Genomic DNA, 25,356 nt, shown 5'->3' on the forward strand with positions numbered 1-25,356 from the left:
ATGCAAGGCGGCCTTGCCATCAACCTGATGCATTTCGCCCGCGCGCTGCGGGCGGCGGGGCTGCCGGTCGGACCGGGCAAGCTGCTCCAGGCCGTGGAAGCCATTGAGGCAGTCGGGATCGGCAACCGGGCGGATTTCTACTGGGCGCTGCACGCCGTCTTCGTGAACCGGCGCGACCAGCGCGAGGTCTTCGACCAAGCCTTCCACGTCTTCTGGCGCAATCCGGACATCCTGAAGCGGATGATGGGGCTGATGCTGCCGACCATCCGCACGGAGGCGCCGGACAGCCAGGACCCGATGTCCCGCCGCGTCGCCGACGCGCTGCGCGGCACCGCGCCGGAGGCCGAGGGGCCGGAGAAGTCGGAGATCGAGGTGGACGCCGCCTTCACCGTTTCGGCCCAGGAACGGTTGCAGGAGAAGGATTTCGAGAAGATGTCCGCGGCGGAGATGGCCGAGGCCAAGCGGATGCTCACCCGCATCGCCCTGCCGGTCGCCGAGGTGACGACCCGCCGCCATCGCCCCGACCCGCAAGGACCGCGCGTGGACCCGCGGGCGACGCTGCGGCGGATGCTGCGCTCCGGCGGCGATCTGGCCGATCTGGCGCGGCGCAGCCGCCGCACGCGCCCGCCGCCGCTGGTCGTGCTGTGCGACATCTCCGGCTCCATGACGCGCTATTCGCGGATGCTGCTGCATTTCATGCACGCGCTCAGCAACGACCGCGACCGGGTGCACAGCTTCGTCTTCGGCACCCGCCTGACCAACATCACCCGCCATCTGCGGCACAAGGACGTCGACGTGGCGCTGGACGCCGTGTCGGCGGCGGTGGCGGACTGGTCGGGAGGAACGCGCATCGGGACGGCGCTGCACGCCTTCAACCGGACCTGGGCGCGCCGGGTCCTCGGCCAGGGGGCGGTGGTTCTGCTCATCACCGACGGGCTGGACCGGGATGCCGGAGAAGGTCTTGCGGCGGAGGCCGAACGGCTGCACAAGAGCTGCCGCCGACTGGTCTGGCTGAACCCGCTCTTGCGGTGGGAGGGGTTCGCACCAAAATCCAGCGGTATCCGGGCCTTGTTGCCGCATGTGGACGACTTCCGCCCGGTCCACAACCTGAACAGTCTGGCCGGGCTCGCCGACGCGCTGAACCGCGACGGGCCGCGACGGGCCGAAAGCCTGCGCAAGTGGCTGAAGGAGGCCGCATGAGGGACGATATTCTGGAGCAGGCCGCGGGCTGGCGCGCGGAGGGCCGCAAGGTCGCCCTGGCGACGGTGGTCGCCACCTGGGGGTCCTCCCCCCGCCCGGTGGGCAGCCAGATGGCCGTGGACGACGCCGGTTCGATGATCGGCTCCGTCTCCGGCGGCTGCATCGAGGGGGCCGTCGTGCACGAGGCGCGCAAGACCATGGAGGATGGCGAGCCGAGGATGATCTCGTTCGGGGTCAGCAACGAAATGGCCTGGGAGGTCGGGCTGGCCTGCGGCGGCCGGGTGCAGGTCTATGTCGAGGCCGTGGAATGAAGCGCGACATCACCGAACGGCTGCTCGCCGCCCGCAAGGTCGGGCGTCCCGTGGCCCTGGTCACCGACCTCGGTACCGGCCTGCAGACGCTGGTCTACGAGGACGCCATCCACGGCGGCTTCGGGCTGGAGGACGATCTTCTGGAGGAGGTGCGGGAGCGGCTGCGCCAGGATCGGTCCGGCCTCATCGCCGATTTGGAGGAGGAGGATGAGGACGGCGTCCAGCTGTTCGTCCAGACCCACAACCCGCCGCTGCGGCTGCTGGTGGTCGGCGCCGTGCACATCGCCCAGGCGCTGGCCCCGCTCGCCGCGCTGACCGGCTACGCCGTCACGGTGATCGACCCGCGCGGCTCCTTCGCCACGGAATCGCGCTTTCCCGGCGTCGCCCTGCATGAGTCCTGGCCGGACGAGGCGCTGTCCGCTCTGGCGATCGACAACCGCACCGCCGTGGTGACCCTGACCCACGATCCCAAGCTGGACGACCCGGCGCTGCTGGTGGCTCTGCGCTCCCCGGCCTTCTACGTCGGCTCGCTCGGCAGCAGGCGCACCCACGCCAAGCGGCTGGAGCGGCTGAAGGAGCAAGGCGTGACCGACGCGGAGCTGGCGCGCATCCACGCCCCGGTCGGGTTGGACATCGGCGCCGTGACCCCGGCGGAAATCGCCCTGTCGGTCATGGCCCAGATCACCGCCGTGCGGCGCAAGGCCGGCGCGGCCTGACAGGAGTTCATCAGCATGTTTTTCGGCCCGCTGCCCCTGCGGGAGCTGGAAGGCGCCATCCTGGCGCATTCGGTCCGCCGCGGCTCCGTCAGCTTCAAGAAGGGCCGCGTCCTCAGCGCCGAGGACGTGACCGCGCTGCGCGACGCCGGCCTTACCACGGTAACCGCCGCCAAGCCCGGCCCTGACGATGTGGGGGAGGACGCGGCGGCGGCCCGCATCGCCGCCGCCTTGAAGGGGCAGGAGATCACCGTCGGCGCCGCCTTCACCGGCCGCGTCAACCTGTTCGCCGAATCGCGCGGCCTGTTCGTTCCGGATGTCGAACGGATCAACGCGCTGAACCTCATCGACGAAAGCGTAACGGTCGCCACCCTGCCCGCCTTCGCGCCGGTCGAGCCCGGCCAGATGGTCGCCACGGTCAAGATCATCCCCTTCGCCGCCCCCCGTGGCGCCGTGGAGGGGGCGGAGGTCGAGGCGTCCGCCGGGATGCCGGCGCTGCGCGTCGCCCCCTTCCGCCCCGTGACCGCCGCGCTGATCCAGACCCGCCTGCCCGGGGTGAAGGACAGCGTGCTCGACAAGACCGTGTCCGTGACGCGGGAGCGTCTGGAGGCGATGGGCGGGCGGCTGGTCCGCGATTCGCGCTGCTACCATGGCGAGGCGGCTCTGGCCGACGCCATCGCGGCGGCGGGGCGCGTCGACCTGCTGCTGATCGCCGGGGCCTCGGCCATCACCGACCGGCGCGACGTGCTGCCGGCGGGCATCGAGCGGGCGGGCGGCGTGATCGAGCATTTCGGCATGCCGGTCGACCCCGGCAATCTGCTGCTGATCGCGCATATCGGGGAGACGCCGGTGCTCGGCCTGCCCGGATGCGCGCGGTCGCCAAAGCTGAACGGCTTCGACTGGGTGCTCCAGCGCATCGCCGCCGGCATTCCGGTGACGCGGGCCGACGTCATGCGCATGGGGGTGGGCGGCCTGCTGGCCGAGATCCCCAGCCGCCCCCTGCCCCGTTCCGGCACGGTCGCGGTGGAGCCGCCGCGGGCGCCGCGCATCGCCGCACTGGTTCTGGCCGCCGGACGGTCGAGCCGGATGGGCGGCAGCAACAAGCTGCTCGCCGATGTCGGGGGGGAGCCGCTGGTCGTCCGCACGATCGAATCGGTGCTGGCCTCGCAGGCCAAGCCGGTGGTGGTGGTGACGGGCCACATGGCGGAGGCGGTGTCCGCGCCGCTGGCCGGGCGCCCGCTGACGATCGTCCACAACCCGTCCTTCGCCGACGGGCTCAGCGCCTCGCTGCGCGCCGGGCTGGCCGCCCTGCCAGCGGACATCGACGGTGTGGTGGTGTGCCTCGGCGACATGCCGCGCGTCACGCCGCAGGCCATCGACCGGCTGATCGCCGCCCACAACCCGCTGGAGGGCCGGACCGTCTGCGTCCCGACCGTCCATGGCAAGCGCGGCAACCCGGTCCTGTGGGACCGCGGCTTCTTCGCGGAGATGGCGAAGCTGAGCGGCGACGCCGGGGCCAAGACCCTGCTGGCCACCCACGCCGATCAGGTGGTCGAGGTGCCGGTGGAGGACGGCGGCATCCTCTACGACGTGGACACGCCGGACCTGCTGGCGGAGCTTCGCGGGTAAGGTTCAGGCGGCCCGTTCGATCACCAGATCCAGCCAGCGGCGGGAGATCGTCCGGGCGACCGCCCCGGCGGCGGGCAGGTGCCGCTCCAGCGCCGCGTCCAGCCCGTCGAGGACGGCCCGGTTGCGCTCACGCGAGTCGACGCCGAATTTATCCGCCCAGCCGCGGACGATGGCGGCGTCGGCCTCCGGGTGGAACTGGAAGGCGTAGAGGTTGCGGCCGAGCCGGAAGGCCTGACGCATGCAGGCGTCGCTCCAGGCCAGGGGCACGGCGCCCTCGGGAAATTCGAAGGTGTCGTAGTGCCACTGCACCATGCGCAGCTCCGGGGCCAGCCCGCCGAACAACGGATCGTCCGAAGCGGCTTCGAACAGCCGGACCGCGCCGACGCCGATCTCCGCCACCGAATGGCGGTAGACGCGGGCGCCGAAGGCGCGGGCGGCCAACTGCGCGCCCAGGCAGATGCCCATCACCGGGCGCTCCTCCGCCGCGAAGGCGCGGATCAGCTCCATGACCTGCGGAAAGTGCGGCCCCTGCGCGTCGTTCCAGGCGTCCTGCGGTCCGCCGAGAACCAGCAGCCCGTGATAGCCCTCCGGCGTGGCGGGCAGCGCCTCCCCCTCGTCCGCGGCGACGGTGACCAGCGTGGCGCCGAACTCGGCCAGCGCGTCCCCGACGAGTCCGGCGGGGGCGTTTCGGTTGTTCTGGACGACCAGGATGCGCATGGGGGACCACGTCGGTGAAAGCGGATGCCCCGTTCATGAGCGGCGACGGCGGCGAAATCAAGCGATGCAAGGCGGCTATGCGCCACGCCGCGGGACGGCGTACAGTGCGGGGACGCGAAGGAAGCCTTTCAACTTCCCCAGGGAGACGAGATCGATGCTGACCCGGATTCGCACGCTGGCGGGGGTCGCCACCCTTGCCGGTGCCCTGCTGTTCCCCGCGACCCTGCTGTTCCCGACCGCGGTCGCCGCCCAGAACGGGACGGTGACCTTCCTGCACTTCAACGACATCTACGAGATTTCGCCGGTGAAGGGCCGCGGCGGCTTCGCCCCTCTGATGACGGTGCTGAAGGCGGAGCGGCAGCGCAGTGCCGGCGCGCTCACCACGGTCGGCGGCGATTTCCTGTCCCCCTCCCTGCTCTCCGGGACGACGCGGGGGGCGCAGATGCCCGACCTGTTCAACGCCATGGGCGTGGACGTCGTCGGCTTCGGGAATCACGAATTCGACTTCGGCACGGAGGTGCTGAAGGCCCGCATCGCCGAATCGAAGTTCCCCTGGGTCGGCACCAACATCGCCGGACCGGATGGCCAACCGCTCCCCGGTTCGGTCGCCACCTGGACGAAGACGGTCGGCGACGTCAAGGTCGGTTTCCTCGGAGTCCTCACCCCGGAGACCGCGCATCTGTCCAGCGGCGGGGCGGAGGCCACCTTTACCAACGTGCAGGCCGCCGCGGCCCTGGCGGTGAAGGCGCTGCGCGACGCGGGGGCGAACGTCGTGGTCGCGCTGACCCACCAGACCATCACGGAGGACCGTGGTCTGGCGGTCAAGGTGAAGGGCATCGACCTGTTGTTGGGCGGCCATGACCACGACCCGATCAGCTTCTACGAAGGATCGACCCTGATCCTGAAGGCCGGGGCGGACGGCCATTATCTCGGCGTCATCGATCTGGCGGTCAGCACCAAAGCCACGGACAAGGGGCCGGCGACCACCGTCACACCCTCCGGCTGGCGCTTCGTCACGACCGCCGGGGTGGCCCCGGACGCCGAGGTCGGGGCGCTGGTCAAGCGCTACACCGACCAGCTCGACGCCACGCTGGCCGGCGTGATCGGGCGGACGGAGACCGACCTCGACAGCCGCAAGGACGTCGTCCGCTCGCAGGAAACGACGATGGGCAACCTGATCGCCGACGCGCTGCGCGACGGGCTGAAGGCCGACGTTGCCATCACCAACGGCGGCGGCATCCGCGCCGACATGTTGCACCCGGCGGGCAGTTCGCTGACCCGCAAGGACATCTTCGCGGAGATGCCCTTCGGCAACGTCGCCGTGCTGACGCTGCTGTCCGGAGCCGACATTCTGGCCGCGCTGGAGCATGGCGTGTCGAAGGTGGAGGACAAGGCCGGGCGCTTCCCGCAGGTGTCGGGCCTGACCTTCACCTACGATCCGAAGCTGCCGTCGGGCACTCGCGTGACCGGGGTGACGGTGGGCGGCCAGCCGCTCGACCCGGCCAAGACCTACCGCGTGGCGACCAACGACTACATGCTGAAGGGCGGCGACGGCTACGCGGCGCTGTCCCGCGGCCGGACGGTGGTGGACGCCTCCGGCGCCGTGCTGATGGCGACGATGGTCATGGACTATGTGGAGGCGAACAAGACCGTCGCCCCGAAGGTGGAAGGCCGCATCGTCGCGAAGTGATCGGAGCGCGCGAAAAAAGAACGCCCCTGGACCGGCCGGTCCGGGGGCGCAAGGCCAGGATGGATCGTTGGTGAAGCGTCAGGCGCTGCGACGGGCGTGGCGCGCGGCCCCTTCGGCCCGCGCGTTCAGCCGCCGCACCGCGTCGTTCGCGGTTTTCGCCGACAGCTCCGAAATCTTGACGCTGCGGTTGAGCAGAAGTTCCATCTCGTCTTTGACCATGCTGCTCTGCGCCGCGTAGAGGTCCTGGACCGACCGGCTGCGCATCATCGCGTTCATGCCTTCGGCGTTGCGGGCCATCGCCTCCTGGGCGAAGCCCATCCATTCGCGCATGATGGACTGCATGCCATCCATCAGCACGGATCCGCACTGCGTCATGACGTCCATGTTCTCGCGGGCCTGCTGGGCGACCTCGCCCTGCGCTTCCGCGGACAGACCCATCATGCGCTTGAGCTGATCGGAGGTCTGACCGGCGACTTGGCCAGCGACCTGACTCGCCTTCCCCATCACATCGCTGGCCGTGTCGGCGCCGCGCTGGGTTGTCTCCGCGGCGGTTTCCGCCATGCGGCGGGTCGTGTCCTCGGCAACATTCCGGCCCTTGGCGGCGGTGTCGCGCGCGATGGTCTGCGCGTCCTTCTCTGAAGCCATCTGCCTTGCTCCTGGTTTCGTTCCGTCCGAATCGGACGCTTCCCCCATTTTTCTTAGGTGCCGCGATTTTTTGTGCAGTGCGACACAAGCATCCATATACCATGGTGGCGAAGAATAGTTCCACAACTCTAAAAACTAACCTTACCTACTTTTTTGCGGATACGAAGAAGTCTCCACCAGGATTTATTGCATAGAATTTTGCGTCAAATTTCATGCGGTGTTTTAGTCGATCCAAAGAAAATCGCCAGGCAGCGCTGTAGGCGAGATGCGGATGGCCCGAGCAGTCCCCAAATTCTAGGGCAAGCAAACCTGAGCCGGTGCGTTGCCCGTCCTGGTCCGACACCGGCCCACCCGCGGAGGATGCCCATGCTCATCGGCGTGCCGACGGAAATCAAAAACCATGAATACCGCGTCGGGCTGACCCCGGCCTCGGTCCGTGAACTGACGCATCACGGGCACAGCGTGCTGGTGCAGGCGGGAGCCGGCACCGCCATCGGGCTGGACGACGAGCACTATGAAGCCGCCGGAGCGGAGATTGTGCCGGACGCCGCAACCGTCTTCGCCCGCTCCGAGATGGTGGTGAAGGTGAAGGAGCCCCAGCCGCAGGAATGCGCGATGCTGCGCCGGGAGCAAGTCCTGTTCACCTATCTGCATCTCGCCCCCGACCCGAAGCAGACCAGGCTGTTGCTGGACTCCGGCGCCGTCGCCATCGCCTATGAGACGGTGACGGACTCCCGCGGCGGCCTGCCGCTCCTGGCGCCGATGAGCGAAGTGGCCGGTCGCATGTCGGTGCAGGCCGGCGCCCATTGCCTGGAGAAGGCGCAGGGCGGGCGCGGCGTCCTGCTCGGCGGCGTGCCCGGCGTGCCGGCGGCCAAGGTGGTGGTGCTGGGCGGCGGCGTGGTCGGCACCAACGCCGCCCGCATGGCCATGGGGCTGGAGGCGAAGGTGATCGTCATCGACAAGTCCCTGCCCCGCCTGAAGGAGCTGGACCTGCAATTCGGCGCCAAGTTGCAGACGCTTTATTCGACGGTCGACACGATCGAGGAGCATGTGCTCGACGCCGACCTCGTCATCGGCGCGGTCCTCGTGCCGGGGGCCGAGGCGCCGAAGCTGGTGACCAAGGCGATGGTGGAGCGGATGCGGCGGGGCGCCGTGGTGGTGGACGTCGCCATCGACCAGGGCGGCTGCTTCGAGACCTCGCACCCCACCACCCACGCCGATCCGACCTATCTGGTGGACGGGGTGGTCCATTACTGCGTCGCCAACATGCCGGGGGCGGTCGCGCGCACCTCGACCTTCGCGTTGAACAACGCCACCCTGCCCTTCACGCTGGCGCTCGCCGACCGGGGCTACCGCGCGGCGCTGGCCCGCGACCCGCATCTGCGGGCCGGGCTGAACATCCACGCCGGGGCGGTCACCTGCAAGGCGGTGGCCGACGCCCAGGGGCTGGCTTACCAGCCGGCGGAGGAGGCGCTGCGGCTTTGAATGCCGTTCCCGGAGGGTGGCGACGCCATCGCCCCCTCCGGGAACGGGCGCTCAGGCCGACCGCAGCGGCGAGAATCGGAAATCGCAGTGGCTGGCGCCGCCGGCCAGGGTTTGCGTTCTCTCCAAATGGATGCCGCGTGTCGCGTAGGCATCGAAGTCGAGACCGCAGATGTTCGGCAGAAGCTCCTTGTCACCGTGGCGGGCCGCGAATTTGCAGAAACCGCAGGCTCGGTAGTTGATGCCGAACGTGAAATCATCCCCCGGCCCCGGCTCGACGAAGTCGTAGACGAAATCCTCGGGAAACCGCTCTTCGCGGCTTTTCTCCGCCTGCTCGCGCAGAAAGGCTTGGTTTTCCGGCGACAGGAACTGTTCGCCCGCGGCGAGGCGGTCCGCTTCGGGCACGGTGAGCAGTTGGGCCTTGTAGGCATCCCGCTCGATGTCGCCGATCACGGACAAAGGCACGCCGTGCCGCCGGAGCACCCGGCTGATGGCCATGAAGCCCAGGAGACGCATGAAGAAGTCGCTCATGCGGCTTTCCGCGCCTCCAACATAGGGCATCTGCGTGAGCACGATGGCGAACTCGTCCATCACCTTCCGCTTGATTCCCGCGATGCCGGATGGATCGACGTGCGCGCGCAGCATCCCTTCGGCAAGGTCGAGGCGTTGCCGCATCGCCGCTTCCATCGCGCCGCGGTGGTGCTCGTAAAAGGAATGAATGACTCCGGCCATGCGCTGTCTCCCCACACTCAATGGCGGCCGGTCGGGCGAGACCCGCTCACGGGCGCTTGTTTCCAAAGCGGGCGGTGATCTCCCCGACGATGCCGCGGCGGAACAGCAGCACGCAGGCGACGAAGATGACGCCGATCACCACCGGCACCGGCAGGTTGCTCGCCGCCAGATAATTCTCCAGCGTCACCACCAGCGCCGCCCCGACCACCGGCCCGAACAGCGTCCCGATGCCGCCCAGCAGGGTCATCAGCACCACCGCGCCGGACATCTGCCACTGCACATCGGTCAGAGTGGCGAGTTGGAAGACGATGGCCTTGGTGCCCCCCGCCAGACCGGCCAGCGTGGCGGACAGGACGAAGGCCATCAGCTTGTAATGATCGGTGCGGTAGCCGAGCGAGATGGCGCGCGGCTCATTCTCGCGGATCGCCTTCAGCACCTGCCCGAAGGGCGAGTGGACGGTGCGCCAGATCACCGCGAAGCCGAACAAGAAGACCGCCAGCACCGTGTAGTACATGGACATCGACTGGCTGAGGTCGATCACACCGAACAGATGCCCGCGCGGCACCGCCTGAATGCCGTCCTCGCCGCCCGTGAACTTGAGCTGCAAGGCCATGAAGAAGACCATCTGCGACAGGGCCAGCGTGATCATGGCGAAGTAGATCCCCTGCCGCCGGATCGCCAGCGCGCCGAAGGCCAGACCGAGAAGTCGCGGCGAAGGCCGTCCCCAGCAGGATGCCGAGTTCCGGCGGCAGCCCCCAGACCTTCACCGTGTGGGCGGTGATGTAGGCCGCCCCGCCGAAGAAGGCGGCGTGGCCGAAGCTCAGCAGACCGGCGAAGCCGATCAGCAGGTTGAAGGCGCAGGCGAACAGCGCGAAGCACAGCACCTTCATCACGAAGACGGGGTACAGCACGTAGGGCGCGGCGATCAGGACCAGCAGCAGCACGGCCAGGGCCAGCAGGCCCGGCATGGCCGGTCTTCCGGTGGCGGGGGCTGCGGTTTCGCGGCGGACGGCGTGAATCTCGGTCGCCATGGGTCACCTCTCCCGCCCGAACAGGCCGGCGGGCTTGATCAGAAGCACCACGGCCATGATGACGAAGACGACGATGTTGGACGCCTCCGGATAGAACACCTTCGTCAGGCCTTCCAACAGGCCCAGACCGTATCCGGTCAGCACCGCCCCCAGAATCGACCCCATGCCGCCGATCACCACCACGGCGAAGACGACGATGATCAGGTTGGAGCCCATCAGCGGCGACACCTGATAGATCGGCGCCGCGAGAACGCCAGCCAGCCCGGCCAGAGCCACGCCGAACCCGTAGGTGGCCGTGATCATCAGCGGCACATTGATGCCGAAGGCCTGGACCAGAACCGGATTCTCGGTGGCGGCGCGCAGGTAGGCGCCGAGCTTCGTCCGCTCGATGGCGTACCAGGTGGCGAGGCAGACGACCAGCGAGGCGACGACGACCCAGCCGCGGTAATTGGGCAGGAACATGAAGCCGAGATTCTGACCGCCGCGCAGCAGATCGGGGATCGGGTAGGGCTGGCCCGACACGCCGTAGAAATGCCGGAACGCCCCCTCCACGATCAGCGCGAGGCCGAAGGTCAGCAGCAGCCCGTAGAGATGGTCGAGCTTGTAGAGGCGGCTGAGCAGCGTCTTTTCCAACACCACGCCGAAGGCGCCGACGACCAGCGGCGCCAGCAGCAGCGCCCACCAGTAGCCGATCCCCGCCGTGGTCAGCAGCAGCCACGCCACGAAGGCCCCCAGCATGTAGAGCGCGCCGTGGGCGAAGTTGATGACGTTGAGCATGCCGAAGATGACGGCCAGCCCGAGGCTGAGCAGCGCGTAGAAGGACCCGTTGATCAGCCCCAGAAGAAGCTGCCCGAACAGCGCCTGGGGCGGGATGCCGAAAATGGTGGACATGTGCGGTTCGCCTCCGGCCCTTCTCCGACCGTTCTGCGCGGCGGGTGATCGCCCCGGCGCCCGTCCCCGCACGCGGCGGTGGACGGAACGCCGGGGCGGGCGGGGGTCAGCCCGGCAGCTTGCAGCCGCTTTCCGCCATGGTGGCGAAGGCTTCGTCGCCAGGGATGGTGCGGATGATCTCGTAATAATCCCATGGCCCCTTGGACTCGCTGGGCTTCTTCACGCGGGCCAGATACATGTCGTGGACCATGCGGCCGTTCGGCAGGATCTTGCCGTTTTTGGCGAACATGTCGTTGACCGGCATCTCCTTCATCTTGGCCGCGACGGTCGGCCCGTCGTCGGTCCCCGCCGCCTCGATGGCCTTCAGATAGTGCTTCACCGAGGAGTAGCTGCCGGCCTGCACCATGGTCGGCATCTTGCCGGTCTTGGCCTTGAACTTTTCCGACCAGGCGCGCTTCTCGTCGTCCATGTCCCAGTAGAAGCCGGTGGTCAGGACGAGGTCCTGCGCGACCTGGAGCCCCAGAGCGTGCACATCCGACAGGAAGATCAGCAGCCCGGCCAGCTTCTGTTGCCCGCTTTGCGTCAGGCCGAACTCCGACGCCTGCTTGATGGAGGTGATGGTGTCGCCGCCGGCGTTCGCGAGGCCGATGACCTGCGCGCCCGACGACTGCGCCTGCAACAGGAAGGAGGAGAAGTCCGCCGTGTTCAGCGGCGCACGCACCGCGCCGACGACCGTGCCGCCGGCCTTCTTCACCTGCGCCGCCGTGTCGGTTTCGAGCTGGTGGCCGAAGGCGTAGTCGGCGGTCAGGAAGAACCAGCTCTTGCCGCCCTCCTTCACGATGGCCTGCCCGGTGCCGACGGCCAGCGCGCGGGTGTCGTAGGCCCAGTGGAAGCCGGTGGGCGAGCAGGCGTCGCCGGTCAGGCGCGAGGTCGCCGGCCCCTGCATCAGGAAGATCGTCTTCTTCTCGCGCGTCACCTCCTGCACCGCCAGGGCGACGCCGGAGTTCGGCACGTCGACGATGACGTCCACCCCGTCGCGGTCGATCCATTCGCGGGAGAGGTTGGAGCCGATGTCCGGCTTGTTCTGGTGGTCGGCCGAGACGACCTCGATCGGCTTGCCGAGAATCTTGCCGCCCACCTCCTCGACCGCCATGCGGACGGCGACCGCCGAGCCCTCGCCGCCCAAATCGGCGTAGAGGCCGGAGCGGTCGTTGAGGACGCCGATCTTCACGACGTCGCCGGAGATCTTGCCCTGCTGGGCCTGCGCGGAACCGACGGCCAGCGCGGCGAGCGCCGCTCCGGCAAGCAGACGTGCAATCATTCCATTCCTCCCGGTTCGAATTCGAGCGTTTCTGCTTGTTGATTCAGACACCCAGATACGTGTGCAGCTTCTCCATGTTGGCGGCGAGCTGGTTGTTCGGGATCATGTCCACCACATGACCTTCCTCCATCATGTAATGGCGGTCGGCGATGGTGGCGGCAAAGCGGAAGTTCTGCTCCACCAGCAGGACGGTGAAGCCGCGCTGCTTCAGCTTGCGCACCGCCACCCCGATCTGCTCGATGATGACGGGGGCCAGCCCTTCCGTCGGTTCGTCGAGAAGGATCATGGTGGCGCCGGTGCGCAGGATGCGCGCGATGGCCAGCATCTGCTGCTCGCCACCCGACAGGCGGGTGCCCTGTGTCGAGCCCCGGCCCTGCAGGTTGGGGAACAGCTCGTAAATCTGCTGAACCGTCATGCCACCGTCCTTCACGACGGGCGGCAGGGTCAGGTTCTCATCGACGTTGAGCGAGGCGAAGATCCCGCGCTCCTCCGGCACATAGCCGATGCCGAGGCGCGGGATCTTGTGCGGCGCCATGCCGATCAGTTCCTGTCCCTGGAAACGGATGGAGCCGGTGCGCTTGCCGACGATTCCCATGATCGAGCGCATGGTGGTCGTCTTCCCGGCGCCGTTGCGGCCCAGCAGGGTCACCACCTCGCCCTGGCGGACCTCCAGGTTGACCCCGTGCAGGACGTGGCTCTCGCCATAGAAGGCGTGGAGATCGGAAACCTCCAGCATCGCCGTCCTCACCGTTGCGCCGTCAGGCATGACCGCTCCCCATGTAGGCTTCCCGGACCTTCGGGTGGCGCGACACCTCGGCGTAGGGCCCCTCGGCCAGGACCTCGCCGCGGGCCAGCACGGTGATCCAGTCCGACAGGTTGGAAACCACGGACAGGTTGTGCTCCACCATCAGGATCGTGCGGTTGGCCGAGACCCGCTTGATCAGCGCCGCGATGCGGTCGATGTCCTCGTGCCCCATGCCGGCCATCGGCTCGTCCAGCAGCAGCATCTCCGGCTCCAGGGCCAGCGTCGTGGCGATCTCCAGCGCGCGCTTGCGGCCATAGGGAAGCTCCGCCGCCGGCCGGTGGGCATAGCCGGCCAGCCCGACATCCTCCAGCAGTTCCATCGCCCGCCCGTTCAGCCGGTCGAGCACCGATTCCGATTTCCAGAACTGGAAGGAGTTGCCGAGCGGCCGTTGCAGCCCGACCCGCACATTCTCCAGAACCGACAGATGCGGGAACACCGCCGAGATCTGGAAGGAGCGGATGATGCCCAGGCGCGCCACGTCCGCCGGCTTCACCGCGGTGATGTCGCGCCCGTTGAACAGGATGTTCCCATTGCTGGGTTGAAGGAACTTGGTGAGCAGATTGAAAACGGTCGTTTTTCCGGCCCCGTTGGGACCGATCAGCGCATGGATGGACCCCCGCTTCACCCGCAGGCTGACGTCGCGGACGGCGACGAAGCCCCGGAATTCCTTGGTCAGTCCGCGCGTCTCCAGAATGACGTCACTTGCCATATCCTCCCCATTCCCTGTTTTTCAGCAGCCTTCCGCGAGGCCGCCTGTTGTTTGGTTCAGGTTAGCAGCAATCTGTCACACGTACAGCTTACGGAAAGAACTTAATCCCGTCCATCCGGAAGCACTTATGGCGCGACAATGCGTTGCCGGACGGCGAGTCCGGAGGGGCAAAGGGCCCAGTTGGCGGCCGAAACGCGGGCATGAAAAAAGCGGCCACGCAGGGCCGCACACCGACTCGCGGCACGCCCCCGGACTCGAGGCCGGAAGCGTGCCTTTCTCTTTCGACGCAGGAGCCGGAAACCGCGGTACCGATACGACTCAGGCAGCCGCGGATCAGGCCGCCGAGGTCAGCGGAAAGCCGCTGTAGTCGAGCGACGCGGACCAGAAGCGTTCGAGCTTGCGCAGGGTCTCGTTCGCCTTGACCAGCTCCTCGTCGCTGAAGCCGGCCTTTTCCAGCGCCGTCAGGTGGCGCTCGAACATGCGGCTGATCTTCTCGCGGAGATCGAGGCCCTTCTCCGACAGGCGGACGCGCACCGACCGGCGGTCGTGCGGCGAACGCTCCTGCCCGAGATAGCCGTTCTCGACCATCTTCTTGACGTTGTAGGACACGTTGGAGCCGAGATAGTAACCGCGCGCCGTCAGCTCGCCGACGGTCATCTCGTCCTCGCCGATGTTGTACAGGATCAGGCTCTGGACGTTGTTGATGTCCTGGATACCGAGCCGGTCAAGCTCGGTCTTCAGCACCTCGAGAAAATGGCGGTGAAGCCGTTCGATCAAGAGGATGCTTTCATAATAGGGTTTGCGCACCGCGGTCTCCTTTGGCTCGTACCGGACATGGGCCGACCTGTGGCCTTTCCGGGGTCCTTAAGGGGAGATTAACCGATCATTGTCCGGCAATCACCTCAATAATGCCCCAAAAGCACAGCCCGGGTTGTAGAACAGCCTGGCCCTGCGGAATTCCCCCGTCCTGCCGTGCCAAGCCCCGTCGCGTGCCGGAATGTGCCCGGAATCCGGGCATCCCGGCGGCATTCCCGCCCGGCGAACCGGGCGGCAAGCCGACCCGTCCCACCCGACCTTCCATAACAACCGTCAGGTTTGAGACAAGTCCCGCAAGGATTTCCCTGATACTAACGCAGAAACACACGGAATGTGCCCGCATCCTTGCACGTCCTGGGTGCAATAAAGGGGAACACACCTCTTCATTCGGTAAAGCGCAAATCCCCGCCAACGGGTTCGGCGAAGTAACCGGCGACCTCTTCAGCCGTCACATCGGCGAGAGTGGCCGGCGACCAGCGGGGATTCCGGTCCTTGTCGACCAGAGCCGCGCGGATGCCTTCGTAGAAGTCATGGCGCTTGAGGAAGGCGAGGCTGAGGCGAAGCTCCTGGATCATGCAGCCGTCGAAGTCCAGCCGGGCGCCACGGCGCAACGCCTCCAGCGTCACCTTCAGGCTGGTCGGCGACACCCGCTTCAACGTGGCGAGCTGGCCGGTGGCCCACTCCGTGCCCTCGGCCTCCAAGGCGGCGACGACGGCCTCCACCGCGTCGTGGGCGTAGCAGCGGTCGATGGCCGCGCGGTTGGCGGCGACCGGCGGTTCGCCAGCCTCCTCACGATGGCGCGCGACCGCCTCGTCGGCGGGCACGCCGTCGGCCAGCTCGGCGATCAGAGACTCCAGCTTGGCGCTGGGGACGAAGGCGTCGGCGGCGCCGACCTCGATCATGTCGGCCGCCTTCAGCCGGTCGCCGGTCAGGCCCAGCCAGACGCCGACCTGCCCGGGCAGGCGCGGCAGGAAATAGGTGCCGCCGACATCCGGATAGAGGCCGATTCCCGTCTCCGGCATCGCGAACATCGTCCGCTCGGTCACGATCCGGTGCGACCCGTGCACCGACAGGCCGACGCCGCCGCCCATGCTGATGCCGTCGATCAGCGCGACATAGGGCTTCGGGCAGGTGTGGATCAGGCGGTTGAGGACATACTCCTCGCTGAAGAAGGCGCGGATGGACGCGCCGTCACCCTGCCCCGCCTTGGCGGCCTTGCCCGTCTCGTACAGGTTCACCACGTCGCCGCCGGCGCAGAAGGCCTTCTCTCCGGCGCCCTGCACGACAATGGCCTTGACCTCGGGATCGGCGATCCAGGCGCGCAGCTGCGGATCGAACAGGCGGATCATGCCCAGAGTCAGGGCGTTCAGCGCCTTCGGGCGGTTCAGCGTCACCAGCCCGATGGAGCCGCGGCGTTCGAACAGGATTTCGGCGATCTGGGGCTGGGCGGGTTCGCTCATGGTTCCGGTCGTTTCCATTTGTTCGTTTGTGGGGCGGATTTGTTGGTTTCGAGCGATGATACGGGCGGCGGGCGGCGTGTCAAACCGCGGTTTCGCAGCGCAGCGTCGCGGAACACCGCCCCGGCCTCAGCCGTTGCCGCACCCACAGTCATGAGCGGGACAGTTCCATGATGGCAGCCTCAGCAGCGCAAGCGTCACGTCAGGAAGGAGCGGGCCGCAAGACGGCCATCATCCTCAACCGGTCCGCGGGAACGCTGGCCGGACAGCCGATCGACGACACGGTGGCGGCGATCCGCAGCGCCTTCGAGCGGCACGGGGCGGAGGTGTCGCTGACCGCGGTGGAGCCGGCCGACTGCGAATCGGAAATCCGCAAGGCCATCGAGTCCGACGCGGAACTGGTCATCGTCGGCGGCGGCGACGGGACCATCCACACCGCGGTCAACATGATCCTGCCCACCGGCAAGATCCTGGGCATCCTGCCGCTCGGCACCATGAACCTGCTGGCGCGCGACCTGAAGACCCCGCTTGACCTCGACGAGGCGTACGAGGCCCTGGCCGCCGGGGAGGTGAGCAGCATCGACGTCGCGGAGGTGAACGGCGAGGTCTATCTGAACAGCTCCGTCCTCGGCTTCTACCCCCAGGTGGTTCAGGAGCGCGAGGAGAAGCGCAAGCGGCACCGCCTGCTGAAATGGCCGGCGATGGCGCTGGCCATGGTTCGCACCTTCCGTCGCCTGCCTCTTCTTGACGTGCGGATCGACTGGGGCGAAGGGCCGCGCCGCGTGCGCACACCGATCCTCGTGGTGTCCAACAACCCCTTCGACGGCGAGGCGGGCAGCATGCTCCTGCGCCGCAACACGCTCGATTCCGGCAAGCTCGGCGTCTATGTGGCGCGGCAGCGCGACCCGTGGGGGCTGTTGCGGCTGATGGGGCGAACCGTGCTCGGAACTTGGCAGCAGGATGAGGAGTTGGAAACGCTGACGGCCACGCAACTGACGGTGCACAGCCGGCGGAGGCGGCTGAAGATGGTCAACGACGGCGAAATCCTGCAGATGGAGCCGCCGCTGAACTACCGCATCCGTCATAAGGCGCTGAAGGTCCTGCTGCCCAAGGCGGTGCCGGAAGGCGACGGCGCGTGACGGGAATGACTGCCGGGGAGGTGTCGTGAAGAAGCTCGCCCACATCTCGGACCTGCATTTCGGGCGGATCGACCCGCTGGTGGTCGACGGCCTGCTGGCCGACCTGACGGCGTCGCAGCCCGACCTGATCGTCATCTCGGGCGATCTGGTCCAGCGCGCCAAGGCCCGCCATTTCCTGGAGGCGCGGGCCTTCCTGGAGAAGCTGCCCTTCCCTTATCTGGTCGTGCCGGGCAACCACGACATTCCGGTCTACAACGTGGTGCGCCGCTTCCTCGACCCGTTCGGCAACTACAAGCGCTACATCACCAGTGACCTCAGCCCCTTCCACATCGATTCGGAAATCGCCGTGCTGGGGATCAACACGGCGCGCTCGGTCATCGCGGATTTCTCCGAAGGGCGCATGAACAAGGCCCAGATCAAGCGCGTGCGCGAGGTGTTCTGCGAGGTGCCGGACACCGTCTTCAAGGTGCTGTTCACCCACCACCCCTTCCTGCCGCCGCCCGACGCCCCGAAGACGAAGCTGGTCGGGCGGCACAAGCTGGCCCTGCCGGCGCTGGAAAGCTGCGGGGTGGACCTGCTGCTGGCCGGGCACCTGCACCGTGCCTATTCCGGCGACATCATGACCCACCACACCCAGGTTGCCCGCTCCATCCTGGTCGCCCAGGCCTCCACCGCGACCTCCACGCGGCTGCGCAACGAGGCCAACGCCTACAACCTCATCGCCATCGAACCGCCGCGCGTCACCTTCGAGGTGCGGTCGTGGGAGGGGGCGGCCTTCACCGGCGGCCTCGTCTCGCAATGGCGCAAGGACGGCCACCGCTGGGTCATGGAGATGCAGGACTCGGGATTCAGACCTGTGAGCGGTGCGGCTTGAGTCGCGGCGGCCATGCGGCGTAGGATCGCGCCGCAAGTTTTAAGAGCACATCAGGTCCCCGCATGTCCGCTTCGCATTTCCGGTCCCCGGCGTCCTTCCCGCGCACCCGGCTTCGCCGCAACCGCGCCGACGCCTGGACCCGCCGCCTCGTCGCCGAGAACCGCCTGACCGTGGACGACCTGATCTGGCCGGTCTTCGTCATCGAGGGGCAGAACCAGCGGGTGCCGGTGGCCTCCATGCCGGGCGTGGAGCGGCTGACCATCGACCTGCTGACCGAGGCGGTGGCCGCGGCCGGCGACCTCGGCATCCCCTGCGTCGCCCTGTTCCCGGTCGTCGGCGCCGAGGGCAAGTCGGAGGACGCGGCCGAGGCCTACCGCCCCGACAACCTGATGAACCGCGCCATCCGCGCGCTGAAGGCCGCCGTGCCCCATGTCGGCATCCTGGGCGACGTGGCGCTGGACCCCTACACCAGCCACGGCCACGACGGGCTGATGCGCGACGGCTACATCCAGAACGACGAGACGGTCGAGGTGCTGGCCCGGCAAGCGCTGTCGCAGGCCGACGCCGGCGTGGACATCGTCGCCCCGTCGGACATGATGGACGGGCGCATCGGCCTGATCCGCGACCGGCTGGACAGCCATGGGTACGAACTGGTGCGGCTCTGCTCCTACGCCGCCAAATACGCCTCGGCCTTCTACGGCCCCTTCCGCGACGCGGTGAATTCCGGCGGTTTCCTGAAGGGCGACAAGAAGACCTACCAGATGAACCCCGCCAACACCGACGAGGCCCTGCACGAGGTCGCCCTCGACCTCCAGGAGGGTGCGGACATGGTGATGGTGAAGCCCGGCCTGCCCTATCTGGACGTCATCCGCCGGGTGAAGGACACCTTCGCCGTACCGACCTTCGCCTATCACGTCTCCGGCGAATACGCGATGCTGCGCGCCGCCGCGCAGAACGGCTGGCTGGATTACGACAAGGCGCTGCTGGAGACCCTGACCGGCTTCAAGCGCGCCGGCTGCGACGCGATTTTGACTTATGGCGCCGTGGATGCGGCGCGGCGTCTGCAGGAAGGCTGACCCTTCCCCGCGGGGCCGCGCTGCGGCACGGCCCCGCTCGCTCTTCCGTTACTTCGGCGTGCCCTTCCACACCTGGAACTGCGGCGTTTCCAGAAGCAGATCGGCGTGGCCGAAGGCCGTCTTGAACAGCTTGCCCACACCCGCCGTCCGCTGGGTCACCGCGACCAGCGAGCCGCGCAGCTTCAGATACTGCTTGGTGCCGGCGACCAGAGCCTCCAGCATCCCGAAATCCTCGTCCTTGCCGCGGTGGAGCGGCGGGTTCGAGACGATCAGCCCGAAGCGCTCGCGCGCGCCGAGGCCGGCCAGCCCGTCGCTGAGCACACATTCAGCGTCCGGCACGTTCTGGCGGGCGGCGTGCAGCGCCACCGCGTCGATGTCCAGCAGGGTCAGCCGGGCGTCCGGCGTGCGCTCCCGCACCGCCCGGGCGATCACCCCGGCGCCGCAGCCGAAGTCCAGGACGGCGGTGCCCGCCGCGATCTCCGGCAGGACCTGGAGCAGGCATTCCGTACCGGTGTCGAGACGGCCATGGGCGAACAGGCCGGGGTAGGACACCAGATCGAGCGCCCCGTCACGCCCCGGTAGCGGCAAGGCGACGGTCTCCCGCCAATCCTCCAGATTGCCCTTGGCCGAATCGCTGGTCCGGCGGGTTTCCAGCAGGCGGGCGCGGCGCTTGATGGTCAGCGTCTCCACGCCTTCCGCCAGCCCGTCGAATCGCTTCGGCGCGGAGGTGATGCCCTCGTCGTTGCTGCCGGCGATCCACAGCGGCGCTCCCGCCGGCAGGCGTGCGGCCAGGGCGTGCAGCGCCATCTCGAAGGCGGCCCAGCCGCGCGGCAGGCGCAGGACCGCGCCGTCGAAGGCGCCGTCCGCCGGCCAGGGCGCGGCCGGTTTTCCGTCCAGCCCCAGGCGGTGCCAGGAAACGACCTCCGCCCCGCCCTCGGTCAGGGCCTCTTCCATGGCGCCGTCGGTGTCGCCGGCCACCAGGATGCGGCCCTGCGGGCGGCGGTCGGCCAGGGCCTCCGCGGCGACGCCGGCCACGGTGGAATCGCGGTCGGTCGCGCGGTTGGACAATCGGCTCACAGGCTCTTTTCCCTTTATCCCCTGGTTCCTCAACCCTTGTCGCGCATCAGGCGCGCCTTGTCGCGCTGCCACGACCGTTCCTTCTCGGACTCGCGCTTGTCGTGCTTCTTCTTGCCCGTGGCGAGACCGACCTCGACCTTGGCGATGCCGCGGTCGTTGAAGTAGACGGTCATCGGGATCAGCGTGATCCCCTTCTGCTTGATGGCGCCCATGAGCTTGCTCAGCTCGCGGCGGTGCACCAGCATCTTGCGCGGGCGCTTGGTCTCGTGCTGAAGCCAGCGTCCCGCCTGCCCGTACTCCGGGATGTAGGCGTTGAACAGGTACAGTTCCCCGTTCTTGAGGCCGGCGTACGCCTCGTTGATGCTGGCACGGCCGCCGCGCAACGACTTCACCTCTGTGCCGGTCAGGATCAGACCGGCCTCCATGGTGTCTTCGATGAAATAGTCGAAGCGTGCGCGGCGGTTCTGTGCCGCCATGCGCCTTGGTTCGGGCTCGCGGGCGGCCACGGATCCTCCTTTCCCTGGGGCGGGGTGCTGCCGTCCCTTAGGACAGCAGCCCGGCCTTCTTCATCGCGTCGCGGACCGTGGTCCGCGTGCTTTCCGACGCGGCGACCAGCGGCAGACGAACCTCATCCGAGGACTTGCCGAGCAGGCTGGCGGCGTATTTCACCGGGGCCGGGCTCGTCTCCACGAACATGGAATCGTGCAGCGGGGTCAGCAGGTCGCGGTACTTGTAGGCGGTGGCGAGATCGCCCTTCCGCCAGGCGTCCTGCATCGCGGCGCATTGGGCCGGCGCGATGTTCCCCGTCACCGAGATGCAGCCGACGCCGCCCTGCGCGTTGAAGGCCAGCGCCGTCGCGTCCTCGCCCGAGAGCTGGATGAAGTCGGGACCGACCTCCTGCAGCAGGCGGACCGGGCGGGCCAGATCCGCCGTGGCGTCCTTCACGCCGATGATGTTCGGCAGCTTGGCGAGGCGGGCCATCGTTGCCACCGACATATCCACGACACTGCGGCCGGGAATGTTGTAGATAACGATCGGCAAATCCGCCGCGTCATGGATCGCTTTGAAATGCTGGTACAGACCTTCTTGCGTCGGCTTGTTGTAATAGGGCGTGACGACCAGCGCCGCGGTAGCGCCGGCCTTCTTGGCGTGCTGGGTCAGCGAGATCGCCTCCTCGGTGGAGTTCGACCCGGTGCCGGCGACGACCGGAACCTTCCCGCCCGCGGCCTCGATGCACAGCTCGACGACCCGGTTGTGCTCCTCGTGGGAGAGGGTGGGCGACTCACCCGTGGTGCCGCACGGAACGAGACCGTGGGTGCCCTGCGCAACCTGCCACTCGACGAAGGACTGGAAGGCGGCCTCGTCCACTTTCCCGTTTTTAAACGGGGTCAAAAGAGCGACGATGGAACCGTACAACATGCCTGCCACCTCCGACGGACTTCAAGAAAAGTGTCGCGCACCTTAGCCGCACCCGTTCCCCCGAGCAAGAGCGCCCGGATGATCATCCGACATGCCACCCGTTCCGCCACCCGTTCCGCCATTGCCGCCGCCCTGCTGGGGCTGATCGTGCTGTCCCAGCCCGCCGGAGCGGCCAGCCTGACGGCGCAGGACCTCGCCGTCTACCGGCAGGCCTTCAAGGCGGCCGACAACGACCGCCACGACGAGGCGCTGCGCATCGCCGCCCAGGCGTCCAACAAGCTGCCGGCCAAGGTGATCCGCTGGATGGCCCTGGCGACTCCCGGCGGCGGCAGCTTTGACGAGATTGCCGCCTTCATCCGCGAGAACGGCGACTGGCCCAACCAGGCGCAGCTCCGCCGTCAGGCGGAAAAGGCGATGCCCATCGACCTGGACGAGGACCGGGTGCTCGCCTGGTTCAAGCAGTACCCGCCCCTGTCCAACGAAGGCTTCATGCGCCACGCCGACACGCTGCTGGCGACCGGCAACGCCGAGCGGGCCGTGCGGATGGTGCGCGACCGCTGGGTGGAGGCGAACTTCACCTCCGCGGACGAGGAGCAGTTCCTGGTCCGCTACCGCTCGCACCTGCGTCCGCAGGAGCACAAGGCGCGCATCGACCGGCTGCTGTGGGAGCGCCAGGAAGCCGCGGTGCGCCGCATGCTGCCCTTCTTCGACGAAGCCTACGACCTGCTGATCGAGGCGCGGATCGCGCTGGACAGCGACGCCAAGAACGCCGACGCCGCGTTGGCCCGCGTCCCAGCCTCCCTGCGCACCGACCCCGGCCTGCTGTTCGACCGCGCCCGCTACCGCCGCCGCAAGGGCGACGACGCGGGGGCGCTGGAGATCATCGCCCAGGCGCCCAAGGACATGGGCCGTCCGCAGGCTTGGTGGACGGAGCGCCACATCCTGGCCCGCCGCGCCATGGTGAACGGCGACCACAACCTCGCCTACCGTCTGGTGACCGCGCATGGACAGACCGAGGGCAGCGGTGCCGCGGAGGCGGAGTTCCTCGCCGGCTTCCTGGCGCTGCGCTTCCTCGACGATCCGTCGAGCGCCTTCAACCACTTCCACAAGCTCTACCGCTCGGTCGGCGCGCCGATCAGCAAGGCGCGCGGCGCCTACTGGTGCGGGCGCGCGGCGGAGGCGCTGGGCCAGACGGCGCAGGCCAAGGACTGGTACGCCAAGGCCGCCCAGTACGGGACGACCTTCTATGGTCAGCTCGCCGCCCGCCACGCCGGGAACGGACGCATCGCCCTGCCCGCCGAACCGCGCGTGTCCAACGCCGACGCCACCGCCTTCGAGCGGCGGGAGGTGGTGCGCGTGACCAAGCTGCTGGCCGAGATCGAGGGCAACACCGACGAGCGGGTGACCGCCTTCCTGCGCCGAATCAGCCTCGACGCCAAGGAGCCGGCGGATTACGTGCTGGCCGCCAAGCTGGCCCGCGAGGTCGGACGCCGCGACCTCGCCGTCGCCGCCGCCAAGGACGCCGCGCAGAACGACGTGTTCCTGGTGGAGGCCGGCTACCCGATGATCGAGAGCCGGCCGGCCGCTCCGGAAATCGCCCTGGTGCACGCCATCATCCGGCAGGAAAGCACCTTCAACACCCGCGTGGTGTCCTCGGCCGGGGCGCGCGGCCTGATGCAGCTGATGCCCGGAACGGCGCAGCTGGTCGCCGGCAAGCTGGGCGTCAAGCACGACACCGCCAAGCTGATCAGCGACCCAGACTACAACGTGCGGCTCGGCTCGACCTATCTGGCGGACATGATCGACCGCTTCAACGGCTCCTACATCATGGCCATCGCCGCCTACAACGCCGGCCCGACCCGTGTGCGCCAATGGATCGACACCTACGGCGACCCGCGCGGCGAAGCCATCGACGCTGTGGACTGGCTGGAGCTGATCCCGATCTACGAAACCCGCAACTACGTGCAGCGGGTCATGGAGGCCATGCTGGTCTACCGGGCGCGCATCCAGGGCGCCAAGGCGGAGCTGAACCTGGACAAGGAAATTCGTCGCTGATCTCCCGGCGGTCCTTCGTCTCCACCGGACGAGGGACCACCGCGACGCTCAACAACGAATATTCGAAAGTCACAAAAGCCGGCTTAACTCTGTCACATACCAAAATCGAAATCGTCCAATTTTCGCTCTTTTTGTCTGAAGTGGTAACTCTTCTTCCTGTCCGGAAGGTGAATTGCATTTAATGCTCTATTAACCACAAGACGAGAGAATTCCCATGCACGGACGGACCGTGTTTCTCTTTATTCCGTGATTGGGAGCCTACCATGCCAGCACCGATGGTCGCCGATGAAGTCCGCCAGGCGTGCCGCATTCACGCGCGCCTTTTAGACGCCTTCATCGCCTTGACGGAGCAGGAGCTGACGCAGCTTGCCCCTGGCTTCGCCGAGGAAAGCCTCATGGAATCGCTGGAGAAGATGCGCGCCGCCCGCAAGAGCTACGGCGCCCTGGGCGGTGTCGTCGCCCTGGACGTGGTGGCGTCGAACGCCGCCTGACCCGCGGCGCTGCGTTCAGGCAGGCCTTTCGCTCGGGAACAGGGGACCGCTAGTCCTGCGGCGAGTCCCCGTTGCCCGCGCCGCCGGACTGCCGTCGCTGCACCTCGCGCCACTTGGCGACGTTCCGGTTGTGATCCGGCAAGGTCTTCGCGAAGACATGCCCGCCGGTGCCATCGGCGACGAAATACAGGAAGTCGTGCTTTTCCGGGTGCAACGCCGCCTGGATGGACGCCCGCCCCGGATTGGCGATCGGCCCCGGCGGCAGTCCCGCGGCGACGTAGGTGTTGTAGGGCGACTCGAACTTCCAATCGTTGCGGGTCAGGGCCCGCCCCAACTCCCCGCTGCCATCGGTCAGCGCGTAGATCACCGTCGGGTCCGACTGGAGTTTCATGCCGGTCTCCAGGCGGTTGACGAAGACGCCCGCGACCTTGGCGCGCTCGGCCGCCACGCCCGTCTCCTTCTCCACGATGGACGCCATGGTCAGCGCCTGCTGCGGAGTCTCGTAAGGCAGGTCCTGACCACGGTTCTTCCAGGCATCGTTCAGCGCCTGGGTCATGGCGTGCTGCATCCGCTCAACCAGGGCCGAGCGCGAATCGCCATAGGAATAGTGATAGGTTTCAGGCAGTACGGTCCCGTTCTTCGGAACCGTCTTCAACTCGCCGGTCAGCGCCGGCTCGGCGTCGAGCAGCGCCACCACCTGCGCGGAGGTCAGCCCCTCCGGCACGGTGAAGCGGCGGACCACGGTCTTGCCCTGGCGCAGCATCTCCAGAACCCCGTCGACGCTGATTCCCGCCGGAAAGGCATATTCCCCGGCCTTCAACGGCCCCTGGAGCTTGGCCGCGAAGAGGAACAGGATCGGGGACTCGACGACCCCTGCATCCTCAAGCGTCAGCGCGATCGCTTCCAGCCCGCTGCCGCGCGGAATGACCACCGTCTCGGCATGCTCAAGCGGTCCGGGGGCCATCACACGGAGGGCACCCCAGAACGCCACGCCGCTGCCCGCGGTGAGGACGGTCAACGCCCCCGCCGCGATTCGGAGGCCCCAACCCATCGGCGGTCTCCGCGATGCTTCGCCG

At 67.9% G+C, this 25,356-nt stretch carries 24 protein-coding genes and 1 pseudogene; 11 read left to right on the forward strand and 14 right to left on the reverse strand.

Translation table 11 applies throughout. The features are described 5' to 3' along the window. The 4 genes from ACWPN5_RS10925 to ACWPN5_RS10940 are packed head-to-tail and all read left to right on the forward strand — an operon-like array spanning window position 1 to window position 3,853. Window positions 1–1,200, forward strand: a complete 1,200-nt coding sequence (locus ACWPN5_RS10925) for a vWA domain-containing protein (protein ID WP_492296379.1) — start codon at window positions 1–3, stop codon at window positions 1,198–1,200. Then, window positions 1,197–1,511: an XdhC family protein gene (locus ACWPN5_RS10930; RefSeq protein WP_114859690.1), complete on the forward strand. Its 315-nt coding sequence runs from the start codon at window positions 1,197–1,199 to the stop codon at window positions 1,509–1,511. Before ACWPN5_RS10925 ends, ACWPN5_RS10930 begins: the two co-directional genes overlap by 4 nt. Beyond that, window positions 1,508–2,227, forward strand: coding sequence for an XdhC family protein (locus ACWPN5_RS10935; RefSeq protein WP_492295403.1), 720 nt, complete (start codon window positions 1,508–1,510; stop codon window positions 2,225–2,227). Before ACWPN5_RS10930 ends, ACWPN5_RS10935 begins: the two co-directional genes overlap by 4 nt. 15 nt (window positions 2,228–2,242) lie before the next feature. Continuing rightward, window positions 2,243–3,853, forward strand: coding sequence for an NTP transferase domain-containing protein (locus ACWPN5_RS10940; RefSeq protein WP_492295404.1), 1,611 nt, complete (start codon window positions 2,243–2,245; stop codon window positions 3,851–3,853). Between the two features lie 3 nt (window positions 3,854–3,856). On the opposite strand, the gene ACWPN5_RS10945 is transcribed toward ACWPN5_RS10940, so the two are convergent. Continuing rightward, entirely contained in the window at window positions 3,857–4,570 is a 714-nt protein-coding gene (locus tag ACWPN5_RS10945; protein WP_492295405.1) for a type 1 glutamine amidotransferase, read from the reverse strand. 154 nt (window positions 4,571–4,724) lie between these two features. Here ACWPN5_RS10945 and ACWPN5_RS10950 point away from each other — a divergent pair, with 154 nt between their 5' ends. Beyond that, on the forward strand, window positions 4,725–6,260 hold the full coding sequence (locus ACWPN5_RS10950) for a bifunctional metallophosphatase/5'-nucleotidase (RefSeq protein WP_492295406.1): 1,536 nt from the start codon (window positions 4,725–4,727) through the stop codon (window positions 6,258–6,260). Between the two features lie 78 nt (window positions 6,261–6,338). Here ACWPN5_RS10950 and ACWPN5_RS10955 read toward each other — a convergent pair whose 3' ends face one another. Next, complete coding sequence (locus ACWPN5_RS10955; RefSeq protein WP_145676519.1) at window positions 6,339–6,905, reverse strand: phasin family protein; 567 nt, start codon at window positions 6,903–6,905, stop codon at window positions 6,339–6,341. Window positions 6,906–7,271: 366 nt separating this feature from the next. On the opposite strand from ACWPN5_RS10955, the gene ald reads away from it, so the two are divergent. Next, window positions 7,272–8,390 (forward strand): alanine dehydrogenase, encoded by a 1,119-nt coding sequence (gene ald, locus ACWPN5_RS10960; RefSeq protein ID WP_145686324.1) that lies wholly within the window; start codon window positions 7,272–7,274, stop codon window positions 8,388–8,390. A 51-nt stretch (window positions 8,391–8,441) separates the two neighbouring features. On the opposite strand, the gene ACWPN5_RS10965 is transcribed toward ald, so the two are convergent. From ACWPN5_RS10965 to ACWPN5_RS11000, 8 genes and pseudogenes are all read right to left on the reverse strand, one after another. After that, window positions 8,442–9,119 carry an L-2-amino-thiazoline-4-carboxylic acid hydrolase gene (locus ACWPN5_RS10965; protein ID WP_145686326.1) on the reverse strand — a complete coding sequence of 226 codons (678 nt, stop codon included), beginning with the start codon at window positions 9,117–9,119 and terminating at the stop codon, window positions 8,442–8,444. Window positions 9,120–9,165: 46 nt separating this feature from the next. After that, window positions 9,166–10,087: pseudogene (locus ACWPN5_RS10970) on the reverse strand (branched-chain amino acid ABC transporter permease). Window positions 10,088–10,153: 66 nt separating this feature from the next. Beyond that, window positions 10,154–11,041, reverse strand: a complete 888-nt coding sequence (locus ACWPN5_RS10975) for a branched-chain amino acid ABC transporter permease (RefSeq protein WP_038527753.1) — start codon at window positions 11,039–11,041, stop codon at window positions 10,154–10,156. A 106-nt stretch (window positions 11,042–11,147) separates the two neighbouring features. Continuing rightward, window positions 11,148–12,362, reverse strand: a complete 1,215-nt coding sequence (locus ACWPN5_RS10980; RefSeq protein ID WP_145686330.1) for an ABC transporter substrate-binding protein — start codon at window positions 12,360–12,362, stop codon at window positions 11,148–11,150. Window positions 12,363–12,405: 43 nt separating this feature from the next. Beyond that, on the reverse strand, window positions 12,406–13,128 hold the full coding sequence (locus ACWPN5_RS10985) for an ABC transporter ATP-binding protein (RefSeq protein WP_145686332.1): 723 nt from the start codon (window positions 13,126–13,128) through the stop codon (window positions 12,406–12,408). Continuing rightward, a complete protein-coding gene (locus tag ACWPN5_RS10990; RefSeq protein WP_145686334.1) occupies window positions 13,121–13,876 on the reverse strand; it encodes an ABC transporter ATP-binding protein in 756 nt (251 codons plus the stop codon). Before ACWPN5_RS10990 ends, ACWPN5_RS10985 begins: the two co-directional genes overlap by 8 nt. Window positions 13,877–14,209: 333 nt before the next feature. Next, complete coding sequence (locus ACWPN5_RS10995; protein ID WP_014240398.1) at window positions 14,210–14,683, reverse strand: MarR family winged helix-turn-helix transcriptional regulator; 474 nt, start codon at window positions 14,681–14,683, stop codon at window positions 14,210–14,212. 392 nt (window positions 14,684–15,075) lie between these two features. Further along, window positions 15,076–16,152: an enoyl-CoA hydratase/isomerase family protein gene (locus ACWPN5_RS11000; RefSeq protein WP_145686336.1), complete on the reverse strand. Its 1,077-nt coding sequence runs from the start codon at window positions 16,150–16,152 to the stop codon at window positions 15,076–15,078. Window positions 16,153–16,319: 167 nt separating this feature from the next. Here ACWPN5_RS11000 and ACWPN5_RS11005 point away from each other — a divergent pair, with 167 nt between their 5' ends. From ACWPN5_RS11005 to hemB, 3 genes are all read left to right on the forward strand, one after another. Continuing rightward, complete coding sequence (locus ACWPN5_RS11005) at window positions 16,320–17,288, forward strand: diacylglycerol/lipid kinase family protein (RefSeq protein ID WP_145686338.1); 969 nt, start codon at window positions 16,320–16,322, stop codon at window positions 17,286–17,288. Window positions 17,289–17,313: 25 nt separating this feature from the next. Then, a complete protein-coding gene (locus tag ACWPN5_RS11010) occupies window positions 17,314–18,162 on the forward strand; it encodes a metallophosphoesterase family protein (RefSeq protein WP_492295407.1) in 849 nt (282 codons plus the stop codon). Between the two features lie 62 nt (window positions 18,163–18,224). Then, entirely contained in the window at window positions 18,225–19,238 is a 1,014-nt protein-coding gene (gene hemB / locus ACWPN5_RS11015; RefSeq protein ID WP_200476855.1) for a porphobilinogen synthase, read from the forward strand. A 48-nt stretch (window positions 19,239–19,286) separates the two neighbouring features. Here the strand turns inward: hemB and ACWPN5_RS11020 are convergent, their stop codons facing one another. From ACWPN5_RS11020 to dapA, 3 genes are all read right to left on the reverse strand, one after another. Beyond that, complete coding sequence (locus tag ACWPN5_RS11020; protein WP_492295408.1) at window positions 19,287–20,315, reverse strand: class I SAM-dependent methyltransferase; 1,029 nt, start codon at window positions 20,313–20,315, stop codon at window positions 19,287–19,289. Window positions 20,316–20,344: 29 nt separating this feature from the next. Then, the gene (gene smpB / locus ACWPN5_RS11025; RefSeq protein ID WP_145686347.1) at window positions 20,345–20,791 is read right to left on the reverse strand and encodes an SsrA-binding protein SmpB; all 447 of its coding nucleotides are present in this window, start codon (window positions 20,789–20,791) and stop codon (window positions 20,345–20,347) included. 67 nt (window positions 20,792–20,858) lie between these two features. Next, the gene (gene dapA / locus ACWPN5_RS11030; RefSeq protein WP_145686349.1) at window positions 20,859–21,734 is read right to left on the reverse strand and encodes a 4-hydroxy-tetrahydrodipicolinate synthase; all 876 of its coding nucleotides are present in this window, start codon (window positions 21,732–21,734) and stop codon (window positions 20,859–20,861) included. A gap of 78 nt (window positions 21,735–21,812) precedes the next feature. Here dapA and ACWPN5_RS11035 point away from each other — a divergent pair, with 78 nt between their 5' ends. Next, a complete protein-coding gene (locus ACWPN5_RS11035; RefSeq protein ID WP_145686352.1) occupies window positions 21,813–23,789 on the forward strand; it encodes a lytic transglycosylase domain-containing protein in 1,977 nt (658 codons plus the stop codon). Between the two features lie 263 nt (window positions 23,790–24,052). After that, window positions 24,053–24,280 carry a hypothetical protein gene (locus ACWPN5_RS11040; protein ID WP_145686354.1) on the forward strand — a complete coding sequence of 76 codons (228 nt, stop codon included), beginning with the start codon at window positions 24,053–24,055 and terminating at the stop codon, window positions 24,278–24,280. A gap of 49 nt (window positions 24,281–24,329) precedes the next feature. Here the strand turns inward: ACWPN5_RS11040 and mltG are convergent, their stop codons facing one another. Beyond that, window positions 24,330–25,331 carry an endolytic transglycosylase MltG gene (mltG, locus tag ACWPN5_RS11045; RefSeq protein WP_492295409.1) on the reverse strand — a complete coding sequence of 334 codons (1,002 nt, stop codon included), beginning with the start codon at window positions 25,329–25,331 and terminating at the stop codon, window positions 24,330–24,332. Between the last annotated feature and the right edge of the window lie 25 nt (window positions 25,332–25,356).

Source organism: Azospirillum sp. UENF 211521, assembly GCF_058780535.1.

What these genes read in the sequence shown, in the direction of transcription:
- dapA (WP_145686349.1), bottom strand. Translation starts at nt 21,734, where the DNA reads ATGTTGTACGGTTCCATCGTCGCTCTTTTGACCCCGTTTAAAAACGGG.
- ACWPN5_RS10930 (WP_114859690.1), top strand. Translation starts at nt 1,197, where the DNA reads ATGAGGGACGATATTCTGGAGCAGGCCGCGGGCTGGCGCGCGGAGGGC.
- ACWPN5_RS10940 (WP_492295404.1), top strand. Translation starts at nt 2,243, where the DNA reads ATGTTTTTCGGCCCGCTGCCCCTGCGGGAGCTGGAAGGCGCCATCCTG.
- hemB (WP_200476855.1), top strand. Translation starts at nt 18,225, where the DNA reads ATGTCCGCTTCGCATTTCCGGTCCCCGGCGTCCTTCCCGCGCACCCGG.
- ald (WP_145686324.1), top strand. Translation starts at nt 7,272, where the DNA reads ATGCTCATCGGCGTGCCGACGGAAATCAAAAACCATGAATACCGCGTC.
- mltG (WP_492295409.1), bottom strand. Translation starts at nt 25,331, where the DNA reads ATGGGTTGGGGCCTCCGAATCGCGGCGGGGGCGTTGACCGTCCTCACC.
- ACWPN5_RS10950 (WP_492295406.1), top strand. Translation starts at nt 4,725, where the DNA reads ATGCTGACCCGGATTCGCACGCTGGCGGGGGTCGCCACCCTTGCCGGT.
- ACWPN5_RS11035 (WP_145686352.1), top strand. Translation starts at nt 21,813, where the DNA reads ATGATCATCCGACATGCCACCCGTTCCGCCACCCGTTCCGCCATTGCC.
- smpB (WP_145686347.1), bottom strand. Translation starts at nt 20,791, where the DNA reads ATGGCGGCACAGAACCGCCGCGCACGCTTCGACTATTTCATCGAAGAC.
- ACWPN5_RS10985 (WP_145686332.1), bottom strand. Translation starts at nt 13,128, where the DNA reads ATGCCTGACGGCGCAACGGTGAGGACGGCGATGCTGGAGGTTTCCGAT.
- ACWPN5_RS10925 (WP_492296379.1), top strand. Translation starts at nt 1, where the DNA reads ATGCAAGGCGGCCTTGCCATCAACCTGATGCATTTCGCCCGCGCGCTG.
- ACWPN5_RS10980 (WP_145686330.1), bottom strand. Translation starts at nt 12,362, where the DNA reads ATGATTGCACGTCTGCTTGCCGGAGCGGCGCTCGCCGCGCTGGCCGTC.
- ACWPN5_RS11040 (WP_145686354.1), top strand. Translation starts at nt 24,053, where the DNA reads ATGCCAGCACCGATGGTCGCCGATGAAGTCCGCCAGGCGTGCCGCATT.
- ACWPN5_RS10955 (WP_145676519.1), bottom strand. Translation starts at nt 6,905, where the DNA reads ATGGCTTCAGAGAAGGACGCGCAGACCATCGCGCGCGACACCGCCGCC.
- ACWPN5_RS10990 (WP_145686334.1), bottom strand. Translation starts at nt 13,876, where the DNA reads ATGGCAAGTGACGTCATTCTGGAGACGCGCGGACTGACCAAGGAATTC.
- ACWPN5_RS10975 (WP_038527753.1), bottom strand. Translation starts at nt 11,041, where the DNA reads ATGTCCACCATTTTCGGCATCCCGCCCCAGGCGCTGTTCGGGCAGCTT.
- ACWPN5_RS10945 (WP_492295405.1), bottom strand. Translation starts at nt 4,570, where the DNA reads ATGCGCATCCTGGTCGTCCAGAACAACCGAAACGCCCCCGCCGGACTC.
- ACWPN5_RS11000 (WP_145686336.1), bottom strand. Translation starts at nt 16,152, where the DNA reads ATGAGCGAACCCGCCCAGCCCCAGATCGCCGAAATCCTGTTCGAACGC.
- ACWPN5_RS11005 (WP_145686338.1), top strand. Translation starts at nt 16,320, where the DNA reads ATGATGGCAGCCTCAGCAGCGCAAGCGTCACGTCAGGAAGGAGCGGGC.
- ACWPN5_RS10965 (WP_145686326.1), bottom strand. Translation starts at nt 9,119, where the DNA reads ATGGCCGGAGTCATTCATTCCTTTTACGAGCACCACCGCGGCGCGATG.
- ACWPN5_RS10935 (WP_492295403.1), top strand. Translation starts at nt 1,508, where the DNA reads ATGAAGCGCGACATCACCGAACGGCTGCTCGCCGCCCGCAAGGTCGGG.